The organism is Streptomyces sp. NPDC086147, assembly GCF_040702165.1.
Taxonomy (GTDB): domain Bacteria; phylum Actinomycetota; class Actinomycetes; order Streptomycetales; family Streptomycetaceae; genus Streptomyces.
The window spans coordinates 700,786-724,864 of the sequence record NZ_JBFBJO010000002.1 but is presented as its reverse complement, the minus strand read 5'-3'; the positions used below and the strand labels follow the sequence as shown (position 1 = coordinate 724,864).

Below are 24,079 nucleotides of genomic sequence, written 5' to 3'. Positions count from 1 at the left end.
TTGCCCCAGGACAACTGTCGTCCATAGCAGGAAGGTGGTGAGGCACGCGTCACGCGTGCCTCCGTTTGTGTCTGCTTCCCGCAGTTCCTCCGCCCGTCCGCCCGGTACCGGCGTCCAGCTCGGCGCCACGTGGATCGAGGCCCCCTATCCCGTACTGGTCGTGGACCGGCACGGCGGTCTCGTGCGGATCAACGGGGCCGCGCAGCTCCTGCTGCCCGGCGCCGCGAGCGGTGACTGGCTGCACGACCGGGCGCCATCCTGGCTGGCGGACGCCCACCGGCGCATCTGCGACGGCCTGTCCGACGCCAGGACGGGTCCGCTGACCGGGCGCGTCCGCGACCGTCTCGTCGAGGCGCACCCCACCACGGGCGACGACGGCGACGTGGTGTGGTGGCTGGTCGACGAGACCGACCGGCGTTTCGCCGAGACGGCCCTGGCCGATGTGCAGACGCGTTCCGAGGTCCTCGCCGAGGTCTCCGGTTCCCTGCTGTCCACGCTGAACGTGCGTCGCTGTATGGAGGTGGCCTCCTCGATGGCCGCGGAGCACCTGGCCGAGGCCGCCGTCCTCGTGGCGCCGCCCCAGGGCCGGCGCCACTCACTGACCTTCGCCCACCGGGGCGGCCCCGTCACGCAGTCCGTCCGGCAGGTCGACGTCTCCGCCGTGCCCGGGCTGGCCGAGGCGCTGCAGGGCTTCCCGCCCGTGCCGGCGCGCTGGATCGATCCCGCCGACCTCCCCGACTGGGTGATCCCCGAGGGCTTCACCTCACCGGTCGGTTCCGTCATCGTCACCCCGCTCCCCGGCCACGGGGTGCCCGCCGGGGCGCTCATCCTGCTGCGTTCCGGCACCGAACGGGCCTTCAGCGAGAACGAGGAGGTCTTCGCGCGCCTGTTCGCGGCGCGCGCCGGAGCCGCCCTGTCCGCCGCCCGCCTCTACACCGAACAGGCCGCCATCACCGCCACGCTGATGAACGAGCTGCTGCCGCCGGTGCTGCGGAACGTCCACGGGGTCGAGTACGCCGGCGGCTACCGCGCCTCGAAGGACCACGAACGGGTCGGCGGGGACTTCTACGACGTCCACCCCTGCGCCGACCCCTCCGGGGAGACCCTCGTCGTCCTGGGCGACGTCGCGGGCAAGGGCCTGGACGCGGCGGTCCTGACCGGCAAGATCCGCAACACCCTGCACGCCCTGCTCCCGCTGGCCGAGGATCACCAGCGGGTCCTGAACCTGCTCAACGGCGCGCTGCTCTCCTCGCACCACACCCGCTTCGCCACGCTCGTGCTCGTCTCCGTGCACAGCCGGGACGGCCGGACGCGCCTGCGGGTGACCGGCGCCGGGCACCTGCCCCCGCTCCTCGCCCGCGCCGACGGCACGGTGGAGGAGGTCGCCACCCGCGGCACCCTGGTCGGCGCCCTGCCGACCGTCGAGGCCCGCACCGTGGAGACCGTGCTCGCCCCCGGGGAGACGTGCCTGCTCTACACCGACGGCATCGTCGAGGCGCGGGGCGGCCCCCTCGGGGACGAGTTCCTGGGCACGGAACGCCTGAAGAGGGCGCTGGCCGAGTGCGCGGGCATGCAGGCCGAAGCGGTCGTGGAGCGGATACAGATGCTGGCCGCCCAATGGCTCCGCGAAGGCCGGCACGACGACATGGCCGTCGTGGCGATCACGGCTCCCAGGGCATCGACACTCGCCACGGGCGACGGATACGGCCGGTACGGCGGGAGGAACACGTGAGACAGGCCACCGCGACGGACACGGTGGTGGAACGGCTGTGGACGGCAGCGGTGGAGGGCGACGAGCCCGCCGCCGCCTCCGTCGTGCACGAGGCGCTCGCCACGGGCGTGCCGGAGGAGACCCTGCTCCTCGACGTGCTCGCGCCGGTCCAGGCGAAGGTCGGCGTCGAATGGGCCGCCGACCGCATCACCGTGGCGCAGGAGCACGCCGTCACCGCCATCAACGAGCGGATCGTCGCCTCCCTGGCGCACCGCCGCGCCGGCGGTCGCGCCGCGCCCCACCGGGGCCGCGTCACGGTCGGCTGCGTCGACGGCGAGTGGCACGCCTTCCCCGCCCGCCTCGTCGCCGAGGTCCTCTCCCTGCACGGCTGGCGGGTCGACTACCTCGGGGCGCAGACCCCGACCCCGCACCTGGTGGCCCATCTGCACCGGAGCGATCCTGACGCCGTCCTGCTGTCCGGGTCGATCCCGACCCACCTGCCGGCCGCCCACGCCGCCATCACGGCCTGCCAGGCCGTGGGCGTCCCGGTCCTGGCGGGCGGCCGCGCCTTCGGTCCCGACGGGCGCTACGCACGCACGCTGCGCGCCGACCGGTGGGCCCCCGACGCGCGCGGCGCGCTCGCGGTCCTGGACGAGGGCGTGTCCCGGCCCGGGGTGTCGGCCGGCCGGCACGCGGTGGACGACCTGCCGCACCTGGCCGACCAGGAGTACACGATGGTCGTCCGCTCCCGGCACCAGCTGGTCAAGCAGACCCTGGTCGACCTGGAGGACCGGTTCCCCCCGATGCGCGCCTACAGCGACCTCCAGCGCGAGCGCACGGCGGAGGACATCGCGCACATCGTCGACTTCCTGGCCACCGCCCTCTACGTGGACGACCCCGAGCTGTTCACCGCGTTCCTCGTCTGGACCGCCGACATCCTCCGGGCCCGCCGCGTGCCCACCCGTTCCCTCGTGGCCGGTCTGGACGTCCTGGCCGGCCAGCTGCGCGACTTCCCCCGTGCGACGCACGTGATCGAGCGGGGCGCGGCGGCCCTGGGCGAGCACTCCGTCCGTACCGCACCCGACCCCGGCACCCCCTCATGAACGACTTCACCTCCACCGAGTTCGCCCTCGGTGTCGTCCGCGAACCCGGCTCGCTGCGCGTGCGCGTGAGCGGAGACCTCGACTACGACACCTGCGACGAACTGGTCGACGCGGTCACCGAGAAGCTGGCCGAAGGCGGGCCGCCGCCGCGGGGCATACGCCTCGACTTCGCGGGTCTGACGCACATCGACTCCTCCGGCCTGTCCGCCCTGCTGCTCGTCCACCGCCGGGCCAGTGCCGTGGGCGCCACCCTGTACCTGGACAACCGCCCGGACTTCCTGGAGCGCATGCTCCGGATCACCAACGTCCTGGACCACCTCACCGGCCCGGCGGCCGGTCAGCCGGTGGACTGACGGAGGCGGAGCCGGGCGACGACCTCCTTCCCGGTCTCCACGTCCTTGTGGTCCGGTCGCTCGCACAGCAGGCCGACCAGCCGGAGGCCGTGGCCCCCGGCGCGGCGGGCGTCCTCTTCCCGGAGGACCGGCGGGCGGGGGGACCCGTCGCGGACGGTGATGCTCAGCAGGGAGCCCCCGGGCGACAGTTCGAGGAGGATCCCGCCGGGACCGGGGGCGTGGCGGTAGGCGTTGGTGACCAGTTCGGTCACGACGAGCTGGGCGTCCTGGCTCACCCGGTGCCCGGGGGGATGTCCCGCCAGGGCCAGCAGGGCGCGGGCGGCGTGCCGGAAGTCCGCGACCGGTGTCTCCGCCGCCTCCCAGACGGCGCTGAACCGCAGGGACGCCGGCCTTCCCCGTCCGTCCGGGGCCGGTGCGGTCGAGTCGTCGAACGGGATGGCCATGGCTCCTCTCCCTCGGGTCGCGGGCCTCAGCTGGCCGGAGAGGGGCCCGTGCTGACGACCCGGAAGTGGCCGAGGGTCCCGCTGACGTCCAGGAGCCGCCGCACCGCGGAGTGCAGGGGGCCGATCAGCACCAGCTCGCGCCCGTCCGCCTCGTGGTGGCGCCGGGCTTCGAGCAGCGCGTTGAGGAGCATGCTGTCGGCGAAGGTGACCCGGGAGAGGTCCACCGCCGTCATCGGGGAGGCCGCCTCGACGGACGCCGCCCAGGCGGCTTCGACGTCCTCCGCGTCGTCGTGATCCATCTCGCCGTGCATCGTGATGACGAACACCTGCTCGTGGCTGGTGAAACGCACTTTTCTCTCGGGGGCCGCATGCATGCGGTCATCCTCACATCGGCGAACGCCGCCGCGCCACCTGCCCCCCTCGGATCACCCGACGGCCGCGCCCCCGGAGCCGTGCGGCTCCGGGGGCGCGGGCGGTGCGGGGCGGTGCGGGGTCAGAACTGGAGCGACCAGGCGTTGACGTAGCCGGTGTCGTTGACCCAGTTGTCGGTGACGCGGAGCTTCCAGGTGCCGTTGGCGGCCTTGGCGGAGGCGTCGACGGTGAACGTGCCCTGGACGTGGTCGGCACCGTCGGAGGAGTTGTAGTTCTTCAGTACGAACGCTCCGCCGTCGGGGGCGACCAGCTCGACCTTCAGGTCGCCGCGGAAGGTGTGGCGGACGTCGACGGTGACGGCCAGGTTCGCGGGGGCGTTGCCGGTGACGCCGGTGACGGTGATCGGCGACTCCACGGTGGCGTTGTCACGGATCTGCACGTCGTCGGTGTTCTCGAACCTGCTGCCGGTGGGCGGCGGGGTGGTGCTGCCGGTGCCCGTGTACAGGAGCTTGTTCGGGGAGCCGGTGCGGGGGTCGGTGACCTTGCCGGAGGTGGCGTCGGCGACCAGCTTGTCGCGGACCTGGGCCGGGGTCCAGGCCGGGTTGGCGGCGAGCAGCAGGGCGGCCGCGCCGGCGACGTGCGGGGCGGCCATGGAGGTGCCGCTCATCGACTGGGAGGCGGTGTCGCCGGAGTTGGACGTGGAGACGATGCTGTCGCCGGGGGCGAAGATGTCCAGGCAGGAGCCGTAGTTGGAGCCCTGGCCGTTGTTCCAGCCGGTGGCGCGGGCGTCCCGGCTGTTGGTGGCGCCGACCGTGATGGCGGACGGGGTGGAGGACGGGGAGTAGGAACACGAGTCGGCGTTGTTGTTGCCGGCCGCCACGACCCAGGTGACGCCGGAGGCGATGGAGGCCGCCACGGCGTCGTTCACGGACTGGGTCTTGCCGCCGCCGATGCTCATGTTGGCCACGGCCGGCTTCGCCGCGTTCTTGGTGACCCAGTCGATGCCCGCGAGGACCGGGGCCCAGGTGTCGCCGGAGGTGCCCTGGCAGTTCAGGACCCGGACGCCGATCAGCTTGACGCCCTTGGCGACGCCGTAGGAGCCGCCGCCGACGGTGCCGGCGACGTGGGTGCCGTGGCCCTGGCAGTCGGAGGCGTTGGAGTCGTTGTCGATGAAGTCGTAGCCGCTGACCGCGCGTCCGCCGAAGTCGCGGTGGCTCATGCGGATGCCGGTGTCCACGATGTACGCGTTCACGTTGGAGGCGGTGGTGCCGTAGGTGTAGCTCTTGTCGACCGGCAGGTCGCGCTGGTCGACGCGGTCCAGGCCCCAGGAGGGCGGGTTGGGCTGGGTGTCGACGGCGTACGCCACCGCGTCGGCCTCCACCCGGGCCACCGACGGGTCGGCGGCCAGCTCCTTGGCCTCGGCCTCCGTCATCCGCACCGCGAAGCCGCGCAGGGCGGCGGTGTAGGTGTAGCGCAGGCTGCCGGCGTGCCGCTCGGCGAGCGCCTTCGCGGAGGCGGGCACGTCGGCGCGGGCGACCGAGTCCTCGAAGGTGACGATGTAGGAGCCGTCGACCGCGCCGGGGCGGTCCGCGCCGACGATGCGGCCCTCGCCGCCGCCCGGCGGTACGGGGGCGGCCGTGGCCCCGGCGGTCGAGGCGGCCCCGGCGAGCAGGGCGGCACTGGCGCCGACGGCGAGCAGGCGCCGGAGGGCGCGAGCGTCGAACTCCATGGTTTCTCCCTTGAGAGGTGTCCGGGCCCGGCTCGGGCCCGGAGGGCGGCACCCGTCGCCCCGGTGGACTCCGGACACGCTCCGTCGGTGGTGGGAGGCGCGTGTCCGGAGGGGGACCGCCGGCGCACCGGGACGCGACCCCTGTCGGGATCATGACAATCGCCCGGTCGCGGCGGTCGTGCGGGCGCCTTCGGGTGTCGGCGCCCACGGCGGTGGGGGTGGGGCGGCGCGCCGCACGGAGTCGGCTCCGCACGGCACGGGTCAGGCCACGCCTGACGACCGCGTGGGGTGCGGCCGTCCCCGTACCTCCGTCGGCTGGGGACCACGGTGTACGGGACGGTGTCGCCGGACCGCCCAGAGCTTCGGCCAGGCGGGAGGAACGCAGCAATCCGTAGCGCTACCCAAAGAGTGGGAGCGGGCGGTCGGGACGGGCGCCCGCATTCCGTAGGTGGTGGACCCCTATTGCGACATCGGCCGTCCGGAGGGTAGACCACCTGCCCAAGTACGACGGGCCCTCCGGGCGAGTGGTCGGCGAGAGGCGGAGCCGTGGAGAGACGTTCCTCCGGTACGGGGTCCTGCGGTACGGAGTCCTGCGGTACGGGGCCTCGCGATGCGGAAACCTCCGGTACGGATCCCTTCCGTGCGGGGCCCTTGCGTACGGATCCCCTCCGCGCGGATCCCCGCCCTCCGGGGCCCGGCGGAGGAGCGGCCTGCGGGGGCGGGTTCGTCGGGCGGGCCGGGGAGCGGCGGCGGCTGCGGGAGGCACTGTGGGCGGGGCCGGGCCTCACCGTCGTACGGGGAGCGGCGGGGGCGGGGACGTCCCGGTTGGTGGACGAGGTGCTCGGCCGGGCGGAGTTCGCGCGGTGGACGCAGCTGCGCGGGACCTGCCCCGACACGGCGGACGCGGTGCCGCTCGGGCCCGTCGCCGACGCGCTGGCCGGACTGCCGTACCCGACCAGTCTCCCGGACCGGCCGCTGCCCGCGGTGACCGGGGCCGTCGGCCTCCTCGTACCGGAACTGGCCGACCGGCTGCCGGACCCGCCCGCCGCGGCGGCCGCTCCGGAGGTGCGGCGCGGGCTGCTGGCGCGTGCCATCGGGGTGCTCCTCGCGTCGGTCGGGGACGTCGTCCTGGTCGTGGAGGACGTCCACCGGGCGGACCCCGCGACCCTCGCCCTGCTCCACCGCCTGACGGACGCGATGCCGGCCGGGCTGCGCCTCGTCGTCACCGAGGACACCGCGGCCGGGCTGCCGGTCCTCGGCGTCCGCGCCCCGGAGGGCGTACGGGTCGAGGAGATCGACGTACGGCCCTGGACCCCCGGGGAGACGGGCGAGTTCGTCCACCGCTGGCTCGACGCGCACCGGCCGGGGCGGACGGACGAGCGGGAGGAGCTGGCCGCGCTCGTGCACGAACTGACCGGCGGATTCCCCGGTGACGCAGGGGAGTTGCTGCGGAGCGCCGGGGAACTGCTGCGGGAGCACGGGGAGGACGGCCCCTGCCGGAGGGACGGGACCGAGGGACCGACGGGGGCGTGGACGACGGACCGGGCCGAGCGGGGGGCGGGGTCCGGAGCCGGCGGGGCCGACGGGGCGGGAGATCCCTGGGCGGGCCGGATGGGCCGGGTGGCAGGGCCTCGGGCGGGAGAGGCCGACCGGGTGGCGGGTTCCCGGGCGGGCGGAGTCGATCGGGCGGATGAGGCCGGCCGGGCGGCTGAGGCGTGGACGGGTGAGGCCGGCCGGGTGACGGGGCCCCGCGCGGGCGGGCCTCCTCGGGTGGCGAACTCCCGGGCGGGCGGGCCCCCTTGGATGACTGACCCCCGGGCAGGCGCGTCTCCTCAAGTGGCGGGCCAACCGGGCTGCGGGAGCGACTGGGTGACGGGGCGTCGGGTGGTGGGGCCGGTGTGCGCCGCCGTGTGGGAGGTCGGGGTGCCCGTCCGGGTGCGGCGGGAGCTGGCCCGGCGGTGCGCCCCGCTCGCCGGGGACGCCCGGCGGATCGTCGAGGCGGCGGCCGTCCTCGGGCTCGCGGTGCCCGTCGGCGTGCTCGCCGAGGTCGCGGACCTCGCGCCCGAACGGGCCGAGGAGGCCGTGGACGCGTGCGTACGCCGGTCCGTGCTGCGGGCCGACGGCCCGTGCCCCGTCTTCCGGCACCCGCTGGACCGCCGGGCCGCGCTGGCGCTCCTCTCCGGGCCGCGGCTCGCCCGGCTGAGCCTGCGCGCCGCCCGGGCCCTGCGGCGGGAGGGCGGAGGGCCGCCGCCGCTGGCCGACCTCGCCCGGCTGTACGCGGCGGCCGGACGGGTGCGCGAGGCCCTGCGCTGTCTCGTCGCGGCCGCCGACCGGGCCGCCGCCGGCGGCGACTACGCCACCGCCACCAGCCTCTACACCCGGGCCGTCGCCGAGGACCCCCGCGCGGAGGGCCGGATCCGCACCGCCGCGAAACTGGCCCGCACCGCGCAACTGGCCCGCGCGGGCGAGCCGGTGGTGGCCGCGGTGCGGCGGGTCCTCGACGAGGACGACCCGCCGCCCCGGCTGCGCGGCGAGATCCGGCTGCACCTGAGCGTCGTGCTGCGCAACCAGAGCGGAGGGGCGCTCGACAGCCTCAACGAGGTCGCCCGCGCCATTCCCGACCTGGAGGCGTCCGACCCGCAGACCGCCGCCCGCGCCATGGCGGTCGCCGCCATCCCCTCCATCAAGGGCTGGCCCGTCGACCGCCACCGGGAGTGGCTGGAGCGCGGCGAGGCGCTCGCCGACCGGGTCACCGACCCGGTCGCCCGCGCCGCGATCGCCGCCAACCGCGCCACCGCCCTGATGCTGCTCGGCGACCCCGGGGCCTGGACCGCCGCCGAGGCCCTGCGCGGCCCGGCCGGGTCCGCGATGGAGGCCGCGCACCACGCCCGGGGCTGGACCAACCTGGCGCACGCGGCCAGCGCCCTCGGATACGGCGGGCGGGCCCGGGAGTTCCTCGACCGGGCCGCCGACGGGCTCGCCGACACCAGCAGCCCCTACCTGGAGGGGCTCGTCCAGACCGCCCGTCTGGTGCTCGCCTGGCACGAGGGCCGCTGGCAGGGGCTGCACGCGGCCGCCGACCGCACCGCCCGGCTCTACCGGGAGATACCCGACCTGACCTCCGAGGCCATGCTGGTCCGGGGGCTGACCGCGCTGCACGTGCTCGGCGACGTCCCCCGGGCCCGCCACGACCTGGCGGAGGCCGCCCGTACCACCCGTTACGACACCGGGCTCATCCTCACCGCCTCCGCCGCCGCCACGGCCCGCGTCCATCTGGAGGCCGGGCGGCCGGGGCAGGCGTGCGAGGCCGTGGAGGAGGTGCTGCACCGCCTGGAGCGAACCGGCGGCTGGGTGTGGGCCGGGGAGGTGCTGCCCGTCGCCGTGGAGGCCCTGCACGGCAGCGGGCAGACCGCGCGGGCCCGTCGGCTCGTCGCCGACTTCGCGGCCGGGACCGCCGACAGCGACGCGCCCGCCGCGCGGGCCGCCCTGACCGTGTGCCGGGCGCTGCTCGCCGAGGCCGGGGACCGGCCGGACGAGGCCGTCGGGCTGCTGGCCGACGCGGAGGCGCGGTGGCGGCTGCTCGGCCGCCCCTTCGACGCGGCCCGGGCGGCGGAGGCCCGCGGACGCTGTCTCCTCGGTCTGCGCGGGGAGGCGGCGGCCGACGGGGTGCAGGAGGTGGTCGAGGTCTACGGGCGGCTCGACGCCCGCTGGGACGTGGCCCGCTGCCGGCGGCTGCTGCGCCGTCACGACATCGTCACCACCCACCGCCGCGGCCGGCTCGGCTACGGCGACCAGCTGTCCCCGCGCGAGCAGGAGGTGGCCCGGCTGGTCGTCCAGGGGCGCGCCAACAAGGACATCGCCGAGAGCCTGGTCCTCTCCACCCGGACCGTGGAGCACCACGTGGCCCGCATCATGCGGAAGCTGAACGCCTCGTCCAGGACCGACATCGCCCTGGCGGGGTGGGGGGACGGCGGGGCGGAGCCGCGTCGGCGGTAGCCGCCCCGCCGGGGCCTCCCGGAGATCCGCCCGGAAGGAGTGTCGGACCCCTGTGGCAGGGTGGATCGCGGGCGGAGGGACCGTCCTCGACGGGCCCGGAAGCACAGGGAGCAGCACGTGGACGACCCCGGCACCGGCACGGACGGCCGCCGCGCGGCGCGGAGGCGCTCGGACCTCGCCGCGCTCACGGCCTGGTGGCGCGGGCTCGGCGGCGACGGGTTCCTCGTGCTCCCGCCGCCGACCCGGAGCCGCTTCACCCAGTCCGACGGCCACGAGGACGCCGCCGAACTCGCCTCGGTGCGGGGCCTCCCGACCCCGGTCTCCTTCGCGTACTGGCACTGGCAGTCCCACCGGCGGGCCTTCGACCGCTCCGGCGCCCTGACGGGCGAACTGCTGCTGCACTGGGGCGGCGACCACGGCACCGTCGCCGCCGGGCTCGGCGAGGGGCCGGCCGGCTTCCGGATCGTCGACAACGGGCCGGGGGGCGCCTTCGGTCTGGACCGGATCACCCGCCGGGACGACACGGGCCTGCCCGACCCGGCGGATCCCGACGGCGTGCGCCAGTTCCTCGACGCGCTCGACGAGCCGGTGGACCGCTCCGCCCTCTCCTTCGCGTACCGGCCGCTGTCCCCCGCCGAGACCGCGTGGCTCCACGAGCGGCTGCGCGGCCCCCTGGTCCTCTCCGCCGCGACCCGGTGCGCGGTCGCGCTGGAGCGGCGGGACGGGCTCGCGCCCGACGAGACGGCGCGGCTGCTGCGTGCCTGGCGGGAGGAGTACGAAGGACGGCCGGCGGAGTGGAGCGCGTGGCGGGAGCTGCTCCACGCCCTGCTGCGCCACGGCTTCGAGGAGGCGTGGGAGGTCGTCGCCGAGCTCGGGGCCCAGGCCGCCCCCGTCCTGCGCCGGGTGCCGTCCGAACGGGGTCTGGCCGTCGTGCGGGAGAGCGCGCTCACCGGTGACCGGGGTGCGGTCCACGCCTGGCTGGCGCTGCACCGCGCGCTCCACGAGCCCGACGCGGTACGGGCCGCGGCCGCCCTCGCGGCCGAACTGGAGGCGCACGCCGCGCCGGAGGCCTCGCTGCGCGGCCTGTACGAGGCGCTGGCCGGAGTCGTCACGGCCGACCGGCGCCGGGAGACGGGAGCGGACCACCGGGCCGGTCTGTCCTGGTCGGCCCTGACGGCGGTCCGCCTCAGCACCGACGAACGGCTGCCGCGCGCCCTGCGCGTCCTCGCCGCGGACGCGGCCCGCGACCGGGTGGACCACGTGCGGGAGGAGGCGCTCCGGCCCGGTCACGGCGTGTTCTCCGGTACCGACGACCTCCTGGCCGCCGTGGACCGCTACGAGGCCGCCCGGGACGGGCTCCTGTCCGGCACCGGACCCGACCTCACCGCCTCCGAGGGCGCGCTGGGCGACGTGTGGCATCGGTACCGGACGCTCACCGGCGCCGACGCGGACTGGCTGCGGGAGCGGGTGGCCGATCCCCGGACCGAGCTGCAGGGGCTCGGGTTCTGCCTCGAACTCCTCCTCGCCCACGGCCTGGCCGGGGAGTCCGAGGTCGGGGCGCTGCTGCCGCGCCGGCTGAAGGACCTCACGAGGAAGTACCGGACCACGTACGCCGAATGGCGCCATCCGCTCGTCACCCTGACGTGCCTCGCCCTGGACCTGGACCATCCGGCGGCGGGGAGGCTGGTCGCCTGGTGGAACGGGTCCCGGCCGGTCTGGAAGGACGAGCTGCGGCTCCTCACCCACCTCGGCGCCCCCGACGAGGCCAAGGCCGCCGAGCTGTGGGACTTCGTCACCTCGTCCGCCCACGACGTGGGCCAGCTCATGACCTGGGTGCTGGTGCGGGCCTGCCTCGACGGGGAGCATCCGCTGTTCGTGGCCGACCGGCTGCTCGGCACTCCCGGGATCCACCCGCACACGCTGCGGCGGGTGCTGATCGGCGTGGCCGACCCCGGACAGCCCCTGTGGCACTACGCCGTCGACGACCGCAGCCGGAGCTGGTGGCAGCGCGCCCTGGAGGTCGCCGAGCATCCCGGCCTCTCCCCCGGGGCCCGCGCGATCGGCCTGGAGACCGCCCGCGCGCACGCCCTGGTCCGCCACCCGGACCAGGTGAGACCCGCGCCGAGCGGGGCCGAGCGGGCGGCGGCCCTGAACTGGATCGACCGGCACGCCGACGGCTGAGGCACGCCCGGGAGGGTCCCGGGTCCTCCGGCCGTCCGGTCACCACGCCTCGGTGTCGGAGGAGGCTCGCTCCACCGGTCTCGCGCCGCCGGGCTTCCTCAGCCGGGCCGCCACGAGGGGCAGGACGAGCACGGAGAGCATCGCCGCGCCGACCAGCGCGGCCGCCTTCTCCCCGTCGAGGAGTTCCTGGTCCACCCCGATGGTGGTGATCGCGACGACGAGCGGCAGGCACGTGGCGGCGTGGAAGGCCAGCGCCGAGCGGTCGGACCGGCCGAGGTCGCGGGGCGCGAGGAAGTACACGGGCAGGCCCCGTACGACGAGGAAGAGCAGCAGGAAGACCGGGACGAGCGCGAGCGTCCCGGGATTCCCCAGGAGTTCGTCGAGCCGGAACTCGATGCCGGTGACCACGAAGAACAGGGGCACGAGGAAGCCGAAGCCGATGGCCTCCACCTTGCCGAGGATCTCGGCGCTGCTCTCCGGCGCAGCGGCGTCGAGCACGAGCCGGGTGAGCAGGCCCGCCGCGAAGGCGCCGAGCAGCACGTCGAGGCCGAACGCCTCCGACAGCCCCAGCATCGCCGCGAGCAGCAGCATGACGAAGCGGACGGCGAACTGGCCGCTGCTGTGGAGCGTCTTGACCATCAGGCGCGACAGCCACGGGGCGGGGGGCCGCATCGCCAGGACCACCGCTCCGGCGGTGATCAGCCCGAACGCGACGAGGACGGCCGCGGACTCCGCCGGTCTGCGGCCGCTCAGGAGCAGCGCCATGGCGATCACGGGCCCGAACTCGCCCACCGCGCCGAACGCCATCGTCACGTCCCCGAAGCGGCCCTTCAGCTCCCCGGCGTCCTTGAGGACGGGAAGTACGGTGCCCAGCGCGGTGCTGGTCAGCGCCGTGCCGACGACGAGGGCGGCGGAGACGTCCCCGCCGCTCAGCAGCAGCGCGAGGCCCAGCCCGGCGGCCAGGGAGATCAGCCAGGCCCCCAGCGAGCGGCGCAGGAGTCCGCCCCGTACGTTCGCGAACTCGATCTCGTACCCGGCGAGGAAGATGAGCATCGACAGGCCGAGCTCGGACAGGACGTCGATCGCCTCGTCCGAGCGCGCCCATCCGAGGACGTCCGGGCCGATGACGATGCCCAGGACGATCTCGAAGACGACCAGGGGGACGCGGACCCGGCGGGAGACGCCGTCCGCGAGCAGGGGCGCGAGGACCGCGACGGACATGATGAGGAGGAGGGTGGCGGCGGAGGACACATCCGGTGTCTAGCACGCGGTGCGCGGATCGCCGGTGAGGCCGTTCCGGACGGGCCCGCGGGCTCACGCCGAAGGCGGCGGGGGCCCGGCGGGCGCGTCGGCGGCCAGGAACTCCACCACCGCGAGGGCGAGCAGCAGCGCGAGCGCGAGGCCGGCCACCACCCAGCCGGTGGGGTACGACCAGAAGACGTAGGCGGCGAGCGCCGCGACCACCAGCGCCCGGACGATCCAGGTGCGGTACCTGCGGACGAAGGGCCCGACCGGGCCCGTGCGCAGGCCGGAGCGGTCGGCCGTGGCGCGGGCCGCGCCGATGCCCGAGGCCCACACGCCCCTGACGAGACGGGCGCGCCGGCCGTGGCCGGTGAGCCAGGTGGCCAGGGCCACGACGACGCCCAGGGCGACGGCCGCCCTGACCATGGTGTGGAGCAGCCGGGTCAGGGCGTCGTAGACCGCCCCGGCGGCCTCCGGGGAGACCTCGGCGGGCAGGGCGTCGAGGTAGAACGCGCGGAAGACGCGCAGCCCGATGCCGAGCAGCCCCGTCGTGACGGCCACCGCCAGGGCTCCTGCGACCAGGGCTCTGCGGCTTCGCCGGGCGAGGAGGACACCGCCGGCCACCAGGAGGACCACGAGGACCGGCAGCCAGTCGCTGGCGATCTGGAGGAGCCGTACGCCGTTCCTGACCTTGCCGACATCGTCGGACCGGACGAGCGTGAAGTCGGTGTGGATCTCGGGGATCCGCGCGGCGAACCCCATGCCCTCGTCCACGAGCCGCTGTTTCACCTGCTCGACGACGGGGGCGAGGTCGAGGGTGACCGTGTCGTCCTCCAGCCGGACCGCACCGCCGCCGCTCCCCGTGAGGGCCTTGTCCACGGAGGCGTGGACCTTGCGGTTGGCCTCCGTCCAGACGGTCGCGAAGGCGTCCGAGCCGGTGACCTCCCGCGCCTTCTCGTGCACGAAACTGCGGACCGCTCCTTCCAGGGAGTCACCCAGGCCGCCCAGCGCCTTCTCCAGGCGCGGCCGTTCCTCGGGGGCGGCACCGGACAGCAGGGTCGACAGGTCGATGCGCGTCATGAGCGCGTCGGTGGCCCGGTCGGCGACGGCGTCCTGGACGGCCGGGTCCGAGGCGAGCGGGGCGACGGTCTCCACGTAGCGGTCGGTGTCGCCCACCACGTCCGCCGCCCAGGCGGCGACGATCCCGAGGGGGGCGAGCACACAGCCGAGGACGATCAGGACGACGGCGAGGAAGGACTTCGCACGGTGCTTCGGCAGGCGGCGCGTCCGGTCGGCTTCGAGCGTCGCCACCCGGGCGCGCAGCTCCTGGAGTTCCGCCCGCCCGTCGGCCCGCGCGGCCGATTCGTCGTCCGGCACCGGCGCCTCCTCGTTCGTGGCGATCGCCCCCGGTCCCAGCCGACCTCCGTTCCTCCGCGCGCGCGAACGGGGGTGCTCCTTCCGAGGGGCGCGGGCGTGGCCGCGCCCCCGTGGCGCCTCCGGCGGGGCGGTCACGTCACCGTGGTCTCCGGCCCTTCGGCCCCGAGTGGGTCCGCACGCCGCGCGTGCGCGTCGCCGAAGGCTGTCAGCGCCGCGCGTGCCGCAGGGTAGACGTCCGCCGGGAAGCGCCGTTCGGAGGAGAGCGCAGCTTCGAGGAGGGGTGCCGCCGCGGCGGCCGGGGCGCCGACCGGGCGATGTGCCGGACCGCCGCGCGGCAGGGCCCGTCGGCGTCGCCCGTCCTCAGGGGTTCCAGCGCGGCCAGCAGGACCGGGACGGCGGCGTCCGTGTCGCCGGTGATCCGCCACCAGGCGTGGGCGGCCTGGACGCGGGTCCACGGGCCGGGGGAATCGAGCAGCGGCCGGAGGGCGGGCGCGCAGCGCGTCGCCCGCGGCCCCAACTCCGCCAGGCGGCCGAGGTCGGCACACCCCAGGCCCCGGGACGCCGCGTCCTCCGCGAAGGCCAGGAAGACCCGCGGATCACCGGTGATCCGCCAGTGCGCCCACGCCGCGTTCTGCGCGCCGTGCCATCGCCGTACGCCGTTCGGCAACGGGATGCCGCCGTCGTGGCGCGGTGGTTGCGCGACGCCGCGGACGAAGCGGTCGAGGGTGTCCGCCGCGGGCGCCGCGGCCGGGCCGATGCCACCGAGCGCGTCACAGGCCCACCGGACGTTGCGGGTGGCGAGCGTCGACACGAGTTCCGGGACCGCCCCGCTCGCGGCGGGGCCCCAGGAGGCCAGGGTCGTGAGGACCGGGCGCAGTCCCTCTTTGCCGGCCGAGTCGAGGAGCAGGCGGCGGATTCCGGGGAGCAAGGCGTCGGCGTGGCCCACCAGTGGCCGCAGGACCCGCCCGAGCGACGTCACCTGGAAGAACGGGATCCGGTCGCTCGACGCGAGCCACCGGTGGACCGGGGCGAGGGCTTCCGGACGGCCGAGACGGGCGAGGGCCAGTGCCGCCGGTCCGGCGACCCGGTCGTAGGAGTGGTCGGCGGTCGCGATCAGCGCGGGCACGGCCGATGTGACGTCCGGCGCGGAGTCCGCCGACGCGAGCCGCGCCAGCACCAGCGCCGCGTCGCCCCGGGCGTGGAAGTGGCGGGACTCCAGGCACCGCACCAGGCCGGCCAGCAACTCCGGCCGGGGCGCGCGCCAGCGCAGCAGGATGTTCGAGGCGAGGTCGACCGCGCCCTCGGCCCGCCCGGCTTCCTCGGAGTCGAACCCGTTCACGGCGAGCGCGATCCTCCGGTCCACGTACTCGCGCGCGTCCAGCCGCGGATCGTCCGGATCCACGCCCGCGTCCACGAGCAGCCTGCGTGCCCAGAAGCCGTGCGCCGTCCCCGTTCCAGCCGCCATGGCCCGCAGACTACAGACGCGGTGTTCCCGCGGGTGCCGCGACGGTCGGCGGTCGGCGGTCGGCGGTCGGCGGTCGGCGGTCGGCGGTCGGCGGTCGGCTCGAAACGACGGTCCGGCCCCTGCCGCGCGGGCGTCGGGGCCGGACCGTACGGAGTTCGGAGGTACGTCTCAGTCGTCGTGGAGCGCGGTGGCGAGGAAGTCGACGGCGAGTTTGCGGGCGACGTTGGCGGCGCGGGTGTCGCGCAGGCTGTCCAGGAGGAGGAAGTCGTGGACCATGCCGGCGACGCGGACGGAGGTGACGTCGACGCCCGCCTCGCGGAGTTTGTTGGCGTACTGCTCGCCCTCGTCGCGCAGGACGTCGGCCTCGTCGGTGATGACCAGGGCCTTGGGCAGGCCCTTGAGCTGGTCCAGGGTGGACCGGAGCGGGGAGGCGTGGTGTTCGGCGCGCTGGGCGGGGTCGGTGGTGTAGGCGTCCCAGAACCACTTCATGCCGTCGCGGGTGAGGTAGTAGCCCTCGGCGAACTGGTGGTAGGAGGGGGTGTCGAAGTCGGCGTTCGCGACCGGGTAGAGCAGGCACTGGGCCTTGAGGTCGATGCCGCCGCGTTCCTTGTTCATCAGCGCGAAGACCGCCGACATGCAGCCGCCGACCGACTCGCCGGTGACCGCGACGCGCGAGGTGTCCAGACCGTGCTCGGCGCCGTGTTCGAGGACCCACCGGCCCACGGCGTAGTTCTGCTCGACCTGGGTGGGGTACTTCGCCTCCGGGGCCCGGTCGTAGACCGGGAAGACACCCGCCGCGCCCGCGCCGACGGCGAGTTCGCGGAAGAGCCGGTCGTGGGTCTTGTCGTCGCCGAAGACCCAGCCCGCGCCGTGGATGTAGAAGACCACCGGCAGCGGCCCGGAGACGCCCTTGGGCCGGATGACGCGGGTGCGGACCGTGCCCCACTCCCCGGCGTCGACGTCGACCCACTCCTCGTCGACCTCCGGACGGGGCACGCTCGCGTCGCTCTGCAGGCCGAGCAGGATGTCCCGGCCCTTCTCCGGCGGAACCTCGTAGATCCTCGGATGCGGATCCGTCGCCTCGCACAACTCCTTCGCGGCCGGCTCCAGATACGGGGTAATCGGAGGAGGAAGGTCGCTCATGTCCACTCCCTGGAATGAGAACGGGCACACCAACGCCCTGCTGCGCGCGGCCTCACCGGCCGCGCCCCGATGGGAACGACTGCCCGGACACGGCAACGCCCGGTTCCATCGTTCGCGCCCCGTCCACCCCCCGCAACCCGGCCACCGGGCCCGACGGGCGGTCACTCCGCGGGCAGGACGATCTCCCTCTTGAGGATCTTGCCGCTCGGCCCCAGCGGCAGCGCGTCCACGAGGCACACCCTGCGCGGGTATTTGTAGGCCGCCATCCGCTCCTTGACGTACTCCCGCAGCTCCTCGGGGGTGGCCCGCGCGGCGGGACGGAGCACGACCGCAGCCGCGACCTCCTCGCCCAGCTCGGCGTGCGGGACGCCCAGCACGGCGGCCAGGGCGACGGCGGGGTGCTCGTGCAGGACCTCCTCGATCTCGCGCGGGTAGACGTTGTAGCCGCCGCGGATGATCATGTCCTTCTTGCGGTCGACGATGTACAGGTAGCCGTCCTCGTCCGCCCGGGCCAGGTCGCCGGTGCGCAGCCAGCCGTCGGGAACGGCGGCGGCCGTCTCCTCGGGGCGGTTCCAGTAGCCCTTCATCACGTTGGGCCCCCGGACGGCCAGCTCGCCGATCCCGCCGGGGGCCACGTCCTGTCCCTCGTCGTCGAGGAGCCGCACCTCCACGTCCCGGATGGGGGTGCCGATGGAGCCGGCCTTGCGCGGGCGGTCGGGGTGGTTGAAGGTGACGACCGGGCTGGTCTCCGACATGCCGAAGCCCTCCAGGACCGGACAGCCGAACCGGCGCTCGAAGCCGTGGAGGATCTCCACGGGCAGCGAGGCGCCGCCGGAGATGCACATCCGCAGCGTCGACACGTCCGCGTCGGACGGGTGCTGGAGCAGCGCCGCGTACATGGTCGGGACGCCCTCGAAGACGGTGGCCCGCTCGCGGGCGACGGCGTCCAGGACGGCCCCCGGCTCGAAGCGGGGGATCAGGACGAGCGAGGCGCCGCTGCGGACGGCCGCGCTCATGGTGCAGATCTGCCCGAAGATGTGGAACAGCGGCAGGCAGCCCACCACCACGTCCTCGGGCGTCATCCGCTGGATCTGGACGCCGTTGACCTCGGTGTTGTGCCGCAGTCCGGCGTGGGTGAGGACGGCGCCCTTGGGGCGGCCGGTGGTGCCGGAGGTGTACAGGAGTACGGCCATGTCCTCGCCGTCCGTGGCGGCGACCTCGGACAGCGGCTCGTGCCCGGCCAGGGCCGCGGCGAACGCGGCGGGTTCGACGGCGGTGTGCGGCACGCCCGCGGCGGCGGCTCCCGCGGCCCCCTCGCCCGGCGCCTGGTGCCATTCGAAGAGCCGCACCGCGCCGGAGTCGGCGAGGTGGAACTCGGTCTCCCTGGTCTTCAGGAGCGGGTTCATGGGAACGACGACCGCCCCGGCGCGCAGGACGCCGTAGTACAGGACGACGAACTCGGGGACGTTGGGCAGCATCAGGGCGACCCGGTCGCCCGGCCGTACGCCCTCGGCCCTGAGCAGGGCGGCGGCGCGGGCACTGTGCTCGTCCAGCTCCGCGTAGGTGAGGACGCGCTCCCCCAGGCGCAGTGCGGGGCGCTCGGGCTGTCGCCCGGCCGTCTCCACGAGGAACCCTGCCAGATTGGCCATGACCCGCCTCCGTCACACGAAACCACCACATGTTTACATCGCCGACATCTTGTCGTCATCCACCGGCGCGTCCTATGGCCTGTGCGACAGCGCTCGGCCCCCTGGATTGTCCGCCGCGACAAAACAGGGGGGCTAAGCTGCGGACATGGACCTTTCGGGCGTGGCCGCAGCACTCCGATCGAGGCTGCCGGAACTGGCCGAGAGGATGGCGCTCCGCATCCGCTCGGACGTCGACGCCTACCGGGGCGAGTCGCTGATCCCCCTGGACTCGCTGCGGCGCTCCTGCCACGCCAACGCCGACTTCGTGCTGTCGCACCTGCGCCGCAAGGGCTCCCCGGACGCGGAGGCGGCCCGTGAGACCGGGCGGGCCAGGGCGGAGCAGGGCGTCCCGCTGGCCGACACCCTGCGCGCCTACCGCATCGGCTCGGAACTCCTGTGGACGGAGATCGTCGCGGAGGCGCGCACGCGCCCCGAGGTGTCGGACGACCTGCTGGTGTCGGAGTCCGCGGACTTCTGGGCGCTGTTCGGCCTGTACGCGGAAGCGGTGGCGATCGCCTACCGGGAGACGGCCGCCGAGCTGACCTCACGGGGCCAGGCGAGGCGTTACGCCCTGGTGGAGGCGCTGTTCACCGGTGTCATCACCGACCACACCCTGTGGGAGGCCGCCCGGGAGCTGGGGCTGCCCGAGCAGGGGCCGTACGCCGTCGCCGTCGCGGAGGCCGGCGCCCCGGGCGAGGAACCCCTCGCGGGCGTGGAGGCGGCGCTGCGCCGGGCGGAACTCCCCTCCGCGTGGCGGCTACTGCCGGACCAGCAGCTCGCGCTGATCGCGCTGCCCACCGCCGCGGCGGAGACCGCCTGCCTCCGCGTCCTGCGGCGCAGCCGCGCCCGCGTGGGGTTCAGCCCGTGCTTCTCCTCGCTGCAGGGCGCCCCGCAGAACCTGCGCTTCGCCCGCCTGGCCCTGTCCGGGCTGCCGGGCACCGGTCCCGGTGTGGCCCGGTTCGACGACGACCCGCTGGCGATGGTCGTCGCCGCGGCGCCCGCCGAGGCGGCCCGTCTGGTGGAGGTGACGCTCCGGCCGGTCCTCGACCTGCCGGTCGCGGAACGGTCGCGTCTCCTGAACACCCTGGAGCACTGGTTCGCCTCCGGCGGCTCGGCCGACGCCACGGCGCGGGGCCTCTTCGTCCACCCCAACACCGTCCGCTACCGCCTCCGGCGCGTCGAGGAGCTGACGGGCCGGTCCCTCTCCGATCCGCGCGCGACGACGGACATCGGCGCGGCGCTCCTGGCGGTCCGCGACCGGGCGGAGTGACCCGGCGCCCGGCCGGGCGCCGCCGGGCCGTGGCCCGTACGACGTGAAGACGCCCCGTACCTCCCGTGGCGTACGGGAGGTACGGGGCGGGTGCCGGGGCCGCCGTCGTCCCCCACGGACGTCGGCGGCCCCGGAGTCCGGAGCGGGTCGTTCAGACCCGGGCGGCCGTCTCGCGGCGCGGGGACTCCTCCCCGGCCTCCGGGCGGGCGGCGGATCCGGCCGGCGCCGGGGCGGGCAGGCGCGCGCCCTCGATGTCGACGTCCGGGAGCAGCCGGTCGAGCCACCGGGGCATGCTCCAGGCGCGCCGTCCGAGCAGGGCCATGGCGGCGGGTACGAGCGTCATGCGGACCACGAAGGCGTCGACGAACACGCCGAAGGCGAGGGCGAAGCCGATGGACTTGATGATCGGGTCCTCGTTGAACACGAAGCCGCCGAAGACCGCGATCATGATCAGCGCGGCGGCCACGACGACCCGGGCGCTGCTGGAGACGCCCCTGGCGACGGCCTCGGCCGGGTCCTTGCTGCGCTCGTAGTGCTCGCGCATCCGGCTGACGAGGAACACCTCGTAGTCCATGGCGAGGCCGAAGAGCACGCCGGTGAGCAGGATCGGGAGGAAGCTGGTGACCGGTCCGACGGCCGCCACGTCGAGCAGGCCGTTCAGGTGGCCCTCCTGGAAGACCCAGACCGAGGCGCCCAGGCTCGCGCCGACCGAGAGCAGGAAGCCGAGCGCCGCCTTGAGCGGCACCAGGACCGAGCGGAACGCGAGGGCGAGCAGGACCAGGGCGAGGACGACGATGACGCCGATGAACAGGGGCAGCGCGTCTCCGAGCTTGGCGGCGACGTCGATGGCCATGGCCGTCTGCCCCGTGACGTAGAGGGCGCCGCCCGCGGCGGCGACCTCGGGCGCCTTGTCGCGCATGCGGTGGACCAGGTCGGTGGTGGCCTGGGCGTCGGGGCTCGACCTCGGCACGACGGACATGACCACGACGCCGCCGGAGGGGCCGGCCACCGGGGGCGAGACGGCGGCCACGTTCCGGTCGGCGACCAGCGTGCCGCGCAGCCGGGTCACGGTGTCCTGCCGCTGCTCCGGCGGGATCTTCCCGGTGTCCACCACGGTGATGAGGGTGGCGTTGAAGCCGGGGCCGAAGCCCTCGGTGAGCAGGTCGTAGCTCTTGTGCTGGGTACTGGACTCGGGCTGGGAGGCGTAGCTGGGCAGTCCGAGGCGCAGGTCCTTGGCGGGCAGGGCGAGGGCCAGCAGGCCCAGGACTCCGGCGACCAGGACGACGGCGGGCGTGCGGGTGACGCCGCGGGCCCAGGCCAGGCCCCAGGAGCCGGGGGCCCGGTCCTTGCGAGCGCTCTTGCGCTCGGGCCGGCGCGGGCGCATCCGCTCGCCGAACACGCCGAGCACGGCCGGGAGCAGGCTGATGGCGACCAGGACGGCGATCAGCACGGTCACGGCGCCGGCCAGGCCCATGATCGTGAGGAACGGGATGCCGGTGACGACCAGGGCGGCGAGCGCGATGACGACGGTGGCGCCGGCGAAGACGACCGCGCTGCCGGCCGTGGCGGTGGCGCGTGCGATCGACTCCTCCCAGTCGGTGTCGGGGTCGGCGAGCTGCTCGCGGTGGCGGGAGATGACGAACAGCGCGTAGTCGATGCCGACGGCCAGGCCGATCATCAGGGCCAGGACGGTCGCGGTGCCCGTCATCTCCACGAAGCGGGAGACGAACATCGTGCCGAGCACGCCGACGGCGACGCCCAGGAGCGCGGTGAGCAGCGGCAGTCCGGCCGCGACGACGGAGCCGAGCGCGACGGCGAGGACCACGAAGGCGATGACGACGCCGACCAGTTCGGCCGGGCCTCCCGCCTCGGCCTGCGGGAGCATGGCGGAGCCGCCCAGCTCGACCTGCATCCCGGCGTCGCGGAGGGGCTGGACCGCGGCGGCCAGTTCCTCCTTGGCCTCCTCGGTCACCTCGGGGGCCTCTTCGGTGAACCGGACGTCGGAGTAGGCGATGGTCCGGTCGGACGACACCGCGCCGGCCTCGGCCGGCCGGGAGACGTCGACGACCCCTTCCACCTCCGCCGCCTCGCGCAGGACGCCGTCGAGCGCCTTCCGCTGCTCCGGGTCCGTGACGCTCCGCCCCTCGGGGGCGGCGACCACGATGCGTACGACACCGCCGGCGGCGGGAGGGAACTTCTCCTTGAGGAGGTCCTGCGCCTCCTGCGCCTCGACGCCGGGGACGGTGAACTCGGTGGACGTCTTTCCGTGCAGGGTCGCGCCCAGGCCACCGATGACGGCGAGCAGGAGTATCCAGGTCGCGATCACCCAGCGGCGGCGGACCATCCAGCGCGCCCAGGCGTACAGGCGTGAGGCCATCGGTGCATTCCTAACCGGTAGAAACCCTGACCAGAGGGATCAGAGGGGGATGTGCGTGGTGGAGGGGTCAGAGCGGGGCACCTCCACCACGCAATGCACAGTAACGCATTTTTGCAGTCGACTGTAAATTAGCTACCGATGGTAAGCTTCTCGCATGACGGGTGACAGCCTCAGGGAACGCAGCAAGGCGCGGCGCAGGGAAGCGATCCTCACGGCGGCGTACGAGCTGTTCGCGGAGCGGGGCTTCGACGCCACGAGCATCGCCGACATCGCCGAGGCGGCCGAGGTCTCGCCCCGCACGGTCACGCTGTACTTCCCGACCAAGCTCGAACTGGCGATGGAGCACTTCAACGTGTTCGTCGACCGGCTGGCCGCCGCGCTGCACGCCAGGCCCGCGGGGCAGGGCATCCTCGACACCGTCGAGCAGTGGCTGCGCGAACAGGGCGGTTCCCGGGACGCGTTCGACGAGCTCTACGACCGGATGCTGCAGTCCAACCCCCAGCTCAAGGGGCTCTGCCGGGGCCGCCTCACCGACGTCGTCCAGGACGGCGCCCGACTCCTCGCCGAGGAGCGGGGCTGGCACCCCGACGCCTTCGCCCCGCGCATCCTGGCGGCCACGGTCGCGAGCGTGATCGGCGAACTGACGCACCGGTCGGAGCCGGGCGACCTGGAGACCGCGATGACCTTCATCCGCGCCGCGGCCGCCACCCTGCGGCCCGGCCGGCCGGACGCCGGGGACACCCGGACCTGAAGCCTCGGAGGCGTACGGCGGGGACCCGCTGCCGGGAGTTCCCGGGCCGTACGATCACGGGTCGGCTCCCGGCCGTACCGTCGCCGAGCGGCCCCCGGCCGTACCGCCAGAAAGCGACCCCCGGCCCGGCGGTCGCTCCTCCCGGGATCACTCCCCCGGCGTCACGCCCACCGTCATGCGCGTCATGACGCGGTACCGCTCCGCGAGTTCCCGCGGGGAGTGCTCGCCCCCGGCGCGGTACCACTGCGAGACGCCCGTGCACATGGTGACGACCGCCCTGCTGGCCTCGCGCGGGTACGGGGTCGTGAAGGCCCCCCGCGCCACGCCGTCCTCGACGACGCGGTCCATCAGCCGCTGCTGGCGGTCGCGGGCGGCGATGTAGGTGGTGCGGGCCTCACCGGTGAGGCTGCGGATCTCGCTGTAGGCGATGAACGCCAGGTCGCGCTGGTGGGCGTGGAAGAGCACGAGGCACTCCACGAGCAGGTCCAGCCTCCGCCGGGTGTCGTCGCCGGCCTCCTCCAGGGCGGCGGTGCTGCGCCGCCACAGGTCCTCCATGGCGTGGGAGACGATCGCGACGAGCAGCGCCTGCTTCGAGGCGTAGTGGTAGTAGAGCCCCGGCACGGAGAGCTCCGCCCGGGAGGCCACGGTCCGGATCGTCGTGCCGTGGTAGCCGTGCTCCATGAAACAGGCCAGGGCGGTCTCCAGGATGGACGGCAGTCCGCTGCCCGTGTACGCCCTCCACACCGTCCCGGCATCGGTCTCGGTCACAGCACTCCCCTCGCCCCGGATCTTCGTCGCGCCGGCACGCCAGTATGCAGCGTCGCCCGGTCCGGGCCGACGGCAGACCCCTTGACAGGGCGCTCCCGTCGCATCAATCC

At 74.8% G+C, this 24,079-nt stretch carries 17 protein-coding genes; 7 read left to right on the top strand and 10 right to left on the bottom strand.

What is annotated here, in order from left to right:
* The first annotated feature begins 67 nt into the window (after positions 1 to 67).
* From AB0398_RS07810 to AB0398_RS07800, 3 genes are read left to right on the top strand one after another with little or no spacing between them, the layout of a single operon-like run.
* Positions 68 to 1,732: a PP2C family protein-serine/threonine phosphatase gene (locus AB0398_RS07810; protein WP_366372955.1), complete on the top strand. Its 1,665-nt coding sequence runs from the start codon at positions 68 to 70 to the stop codon at positions 1,730 to 1,732.
* Positions 1,729 to 2,814 carry a cobalamin-dependent protein gene (locus AB0398_RS07805; RefSeq protein WP_366372954.1) on the top strand — a complete coding sequence of 362 codons (1,086 nt, stop codon included), beginning with the start codon at positions 1,729 to 1,731 and terminating at the stop codon, positions 2,812 to 2,814. The genes AB0398_RS07810 and AB0398_RS07805 overlap by 4 nt, the downstream gene beginning before the upstream one ends.
* Positions 2,811 to 3,167 carry an STAS domain-containing protein gene (locus AB0398_RS07800; protein ID WP_366372953.1) on the top strand — a complete coding sequence of 119 codons (357 nt, stop codon included), beginning with the start codon at positions 2,811 to 2,813 and terminating at the stop codon, positions 3,165 to 3,167. Before AB0398_RS07805 ends, AB0398_RS07800 begins: the two co-directional genes overlap by 4 nt.
* On the opposite strand, the gene AB0398_RS07795 is transcribed toward AB0398_RS07800, so the two are convergent.
* From AB0398_RS07795 to AB0398_RS07785, 3 genes are all read right to left on the bottom strand, one after another.
* On the bottom strand, positions 3,152 to 3,610 hold the full coding sequence (locus AB0398_RS07795; RefSeq protein ID WP_366372952.1) for an ATP-binding protein: 459 nt from the start codon (positions 3,608 to 3,610) through the stop codon (positions 3,152 to 3,154). The two genes, AB0398_RS07800 and AB0398_RS07795, sit on opposite strands and share 16 nt — an antisense overlap.
* A gap of 26 nt (positions 3,611 to 3,636) precedes the next feature.
* Complete coding sequence (locus AB0398_RS07790; protein WP_366372951.1) at positions 3,637 to 3,984, bottom strand: STAS domain-containing protein; 348 nt, start codon at positions 3,982 to 3,984, stop codon at positions 3,637 to 3,639.
* A gap of 119 nt (positions 3,985 to 4,103) precedes the next feature.
* Positions 4,104 to 5,711, bottom strand: a complete 1,608-nt coding sequence (locus AB0398_RS07785; protein WP_366372950.1) for a S8 family peptidase — start codon at positions 5,709 to 5,711, stop codon at positions 4,104 to 4,106.
* Between the two features lie 546 nt (positions 5,712 to 6,257).
* On the opposite strand from AB0398_RS07785, the gene AB0398_RS07780 reads away from it, so the two are divergent.
* Entirely contained in the window at positions 6,258 to 9,707 is a 3,450-nt protein-coding gene (locus tag AB0398_RS07780) for a LuxR C-terminal-related transcriptional regulator (protein WP_366372949.1), read from the top strand.
* 117 nt (positions 9,708 to 9,824) lie between these two features.
* Positions 9,825 to 11,888, top strand: coding sequence for a hypothetical protein (locus AB0398_RS07775; RefSeq protein ID WP_366372948.1), 2,064 nt, complete (start codon positions 9,825 to 9,827; stop codon positions 11,886 to 11,888).
* Between the two features lie 39 nt (positions 11,889 to 11,927).
* Here AB0398_RS07775 and AB0398_RS07770 read toward each other — a convergent pair whose 3' ends face one another.
* The 5 genes from AB0398_RS07770 to AB0398_RS07750 all read right to left on the bottom strand — a co-directional run bounded on the left by AB0398_RS07770 (position 11,928) and on the right by AB0398_RS07750 (position 18,764).
* Complete coding sequence (locus AB0398_RS07770; protein WP_366373034.1) at positions 11,928 to 13,109, bottom strand: cation:proton antiporter; 1,182 nt, start codon at positions 13,107 to 13,109, stop codon at positions 11,928 to 11,930.
* A gap of 93 nt (positions 13,110 to 13,202) precedes the next feature.
* Positions 13,203 to 14,507: a hypothetical protein gene (locus tag AB0398_RS07765; RefSeq protein ID WP_366372947.1), complete on the bottom strand. Its 1,305-nt coding sequence runs from the start codon at positions 14,505 to 14,507 to the stop codon at positions 13,203 to 13,205.
* 205 nt (positions 14,508 to 14,712) lie between these two features.
* Positions 14,713 to 15,972 (bottom strand): hypothetical protein, encoded by a 1,260-nt coding sequence (locus AB0398_RS07760; protein WP_366372946.1) that lies wholly within the window; start codon positions 15,970 to 15,972, stop codon positions 14,713 to 14,715.
* Between the two features lie 168 nt (positions 15,973 to 16,140).
* Positions 16,141 to 17,115 (bottom strand): alpha/beta hydrolase, encoded by a 975-nt coding sequence (locus tag AB0398_RS07755; RefSeq protein ID WP_366372945.1) that lies wholly within the window; start codon positions 17,113 to 17,115, stop codon positions 16,141 to 16,143.
* Positions 17,116 to 17,276: 161 nt separating this feature from the next.
* A complete protein-coding gene (locus tag AB0398_RS07750) occupies positions 17,277 to 18,764 on the bottom strand; it encodes a long-chain fatty acid--CoA ligase (RefSeq protein ID WP_366372944.1) in 1,488 nt (495 codons plus the stop codon).
* Between the two features lie 160 nt (positions 18,765 to 18,924).
* Here AB0398_RS07750 and AB0398_RS07745 point away from each other — a divergent pair, with 160 nt between their 5' ends.
* Entirely contained in the window at positions 18,925 to 20,073 is a 1,149-nt protein-coding gene (locus tag AB0398_RS07745; protein WP_366372943.1) for a helix-turn-helix domain-containing protein, read from the top strand.
* Positions 20,074 to 20,224: 151 nt separating this feature from the next.
* Here the strand turns inward: AB0398_RS07745 and AB0398_RS07740 are convergent, their stop codons facing one another.
* Complete coding sequence (locus tag AB0398_RS07740) at positions 20,225 to 22,450, bottom strand: MMPL family transporter (RefSeq protein WP_366372942.1); 2,226 nt, start codon at positions 22,448 to 22,450, stop codon at positions 20,225 to 20,227.
* A 154-nt stretch (positions 22,451 to 22,604) separates the two neighbouring features.
* On the opposite strand from AB0398_RS07740, the gene AB0398_RS07735 reads away from it, so the two are divergent.
* Positions 22,605 to 23,201, top strand: a complete 597-nt coding sequence (locus AB0398_RS07735; RefSeq protein WP_366372941.1) for a TetR family transcriptional regulator — start codon at positions 22,605 to 22,607, stop codon at positions 23,199 to 23,201.
* A 147-nt stretch (positions 23,202 to 23,348) separates the two neighbouring features.
* Here AB0398_RS07735 and AB0398_RS07730 read toward each other — a convergent pair whose 3' ends face one another.
* The gene (locus AB0398_RS07730) at positions 23,349 to 23,969 is read right to left on the bottom strand and encodes a TetR/AcrR family transcriptional regulator (protein ID WP_366372940.1); all 621 of its coding nucleotides are present in this window, start codon (positions 23,967 to 23,969) and stop codon (positions 23,349 to 23,351) included.
* Positions 23,970 to 24,079 lie beyond the last annotated feature (110 nt).

Bases quoted from the DNA above. Each gene is read 5' to 3' on its own strand.
- AB0398_RS07755 (WP_366372945.1), bottom strand. From the start codon at position 17,115: ATGAGCGACCTTCCTCCTCCGATTACCCCGTATCTGGAGCCGGCCGCG.
- AB0398_RS07750 (WP_366372944.1), bottom strand. From the start codon at position 18,764: ATGGCCAATCTGGCAGGGTTCCTCGTGGAGACGGCCGGGCGACAGCCC.
- AB0398_RS07735 (WP_366372941.1), top strand. From the start codon at position 22,605: ATGACGGGTGACAGCCTCAGGGAACGCAGCAAGGCGCGGCGCAGGGAA.
- AB0398_RS07795 (WP_366372952.1), bottom strand. From the start codon at position 3,610: ATGGCCATCCCGTTCGACGACTCGACCGCACCGGCCCCGGACGGACGG.
- AB0398_RS07740 (WP_366372942.1), bottom strand. From the start codon at position 22,450: ATGGCCTCACGCCTGTACGCCTGGGCGCGCTGGATGGTCCGCCGCCGC.
- AB0398_RS07800 (WP_366372953.1), top strand. From the start codon at position 2,811: ATGAACGACTTCACCTCCACCGAGTTCGCCCTCGGTGTCGTCCGCGAA.
- AB0398_RS07760 (WP_366372946.1), bottom strand. From the start codon at position 15,972: ATGGCGGCTGGAACGGGGACGGCGCACGGCTTCTGGGCACGCAGGCTG.
- AB0398_RS07770 (WP_366373034.1), bottom strand. From the start codon at position 13,109: ATGTCCGTCGCGGTCCTCGCGCCCCTGCTCGCGGACGGCGTCTCCCGC.
- AB0398_RS07790 (WP_366372951.1), bottom strand. From the start codon at position 3,984: ATGCATGCGGCCCCCGAGAGAAAAGTGCGTTTCACCAGCCACGAGCAG.
- AB0398_RS07785 (WP_366372950.1), bottom strand. From the start codon at position 5,711: ATGGAGTTCGACGCTCGCGCCCTCCGGCGCCTGCTCGCCGTCGGCGCC.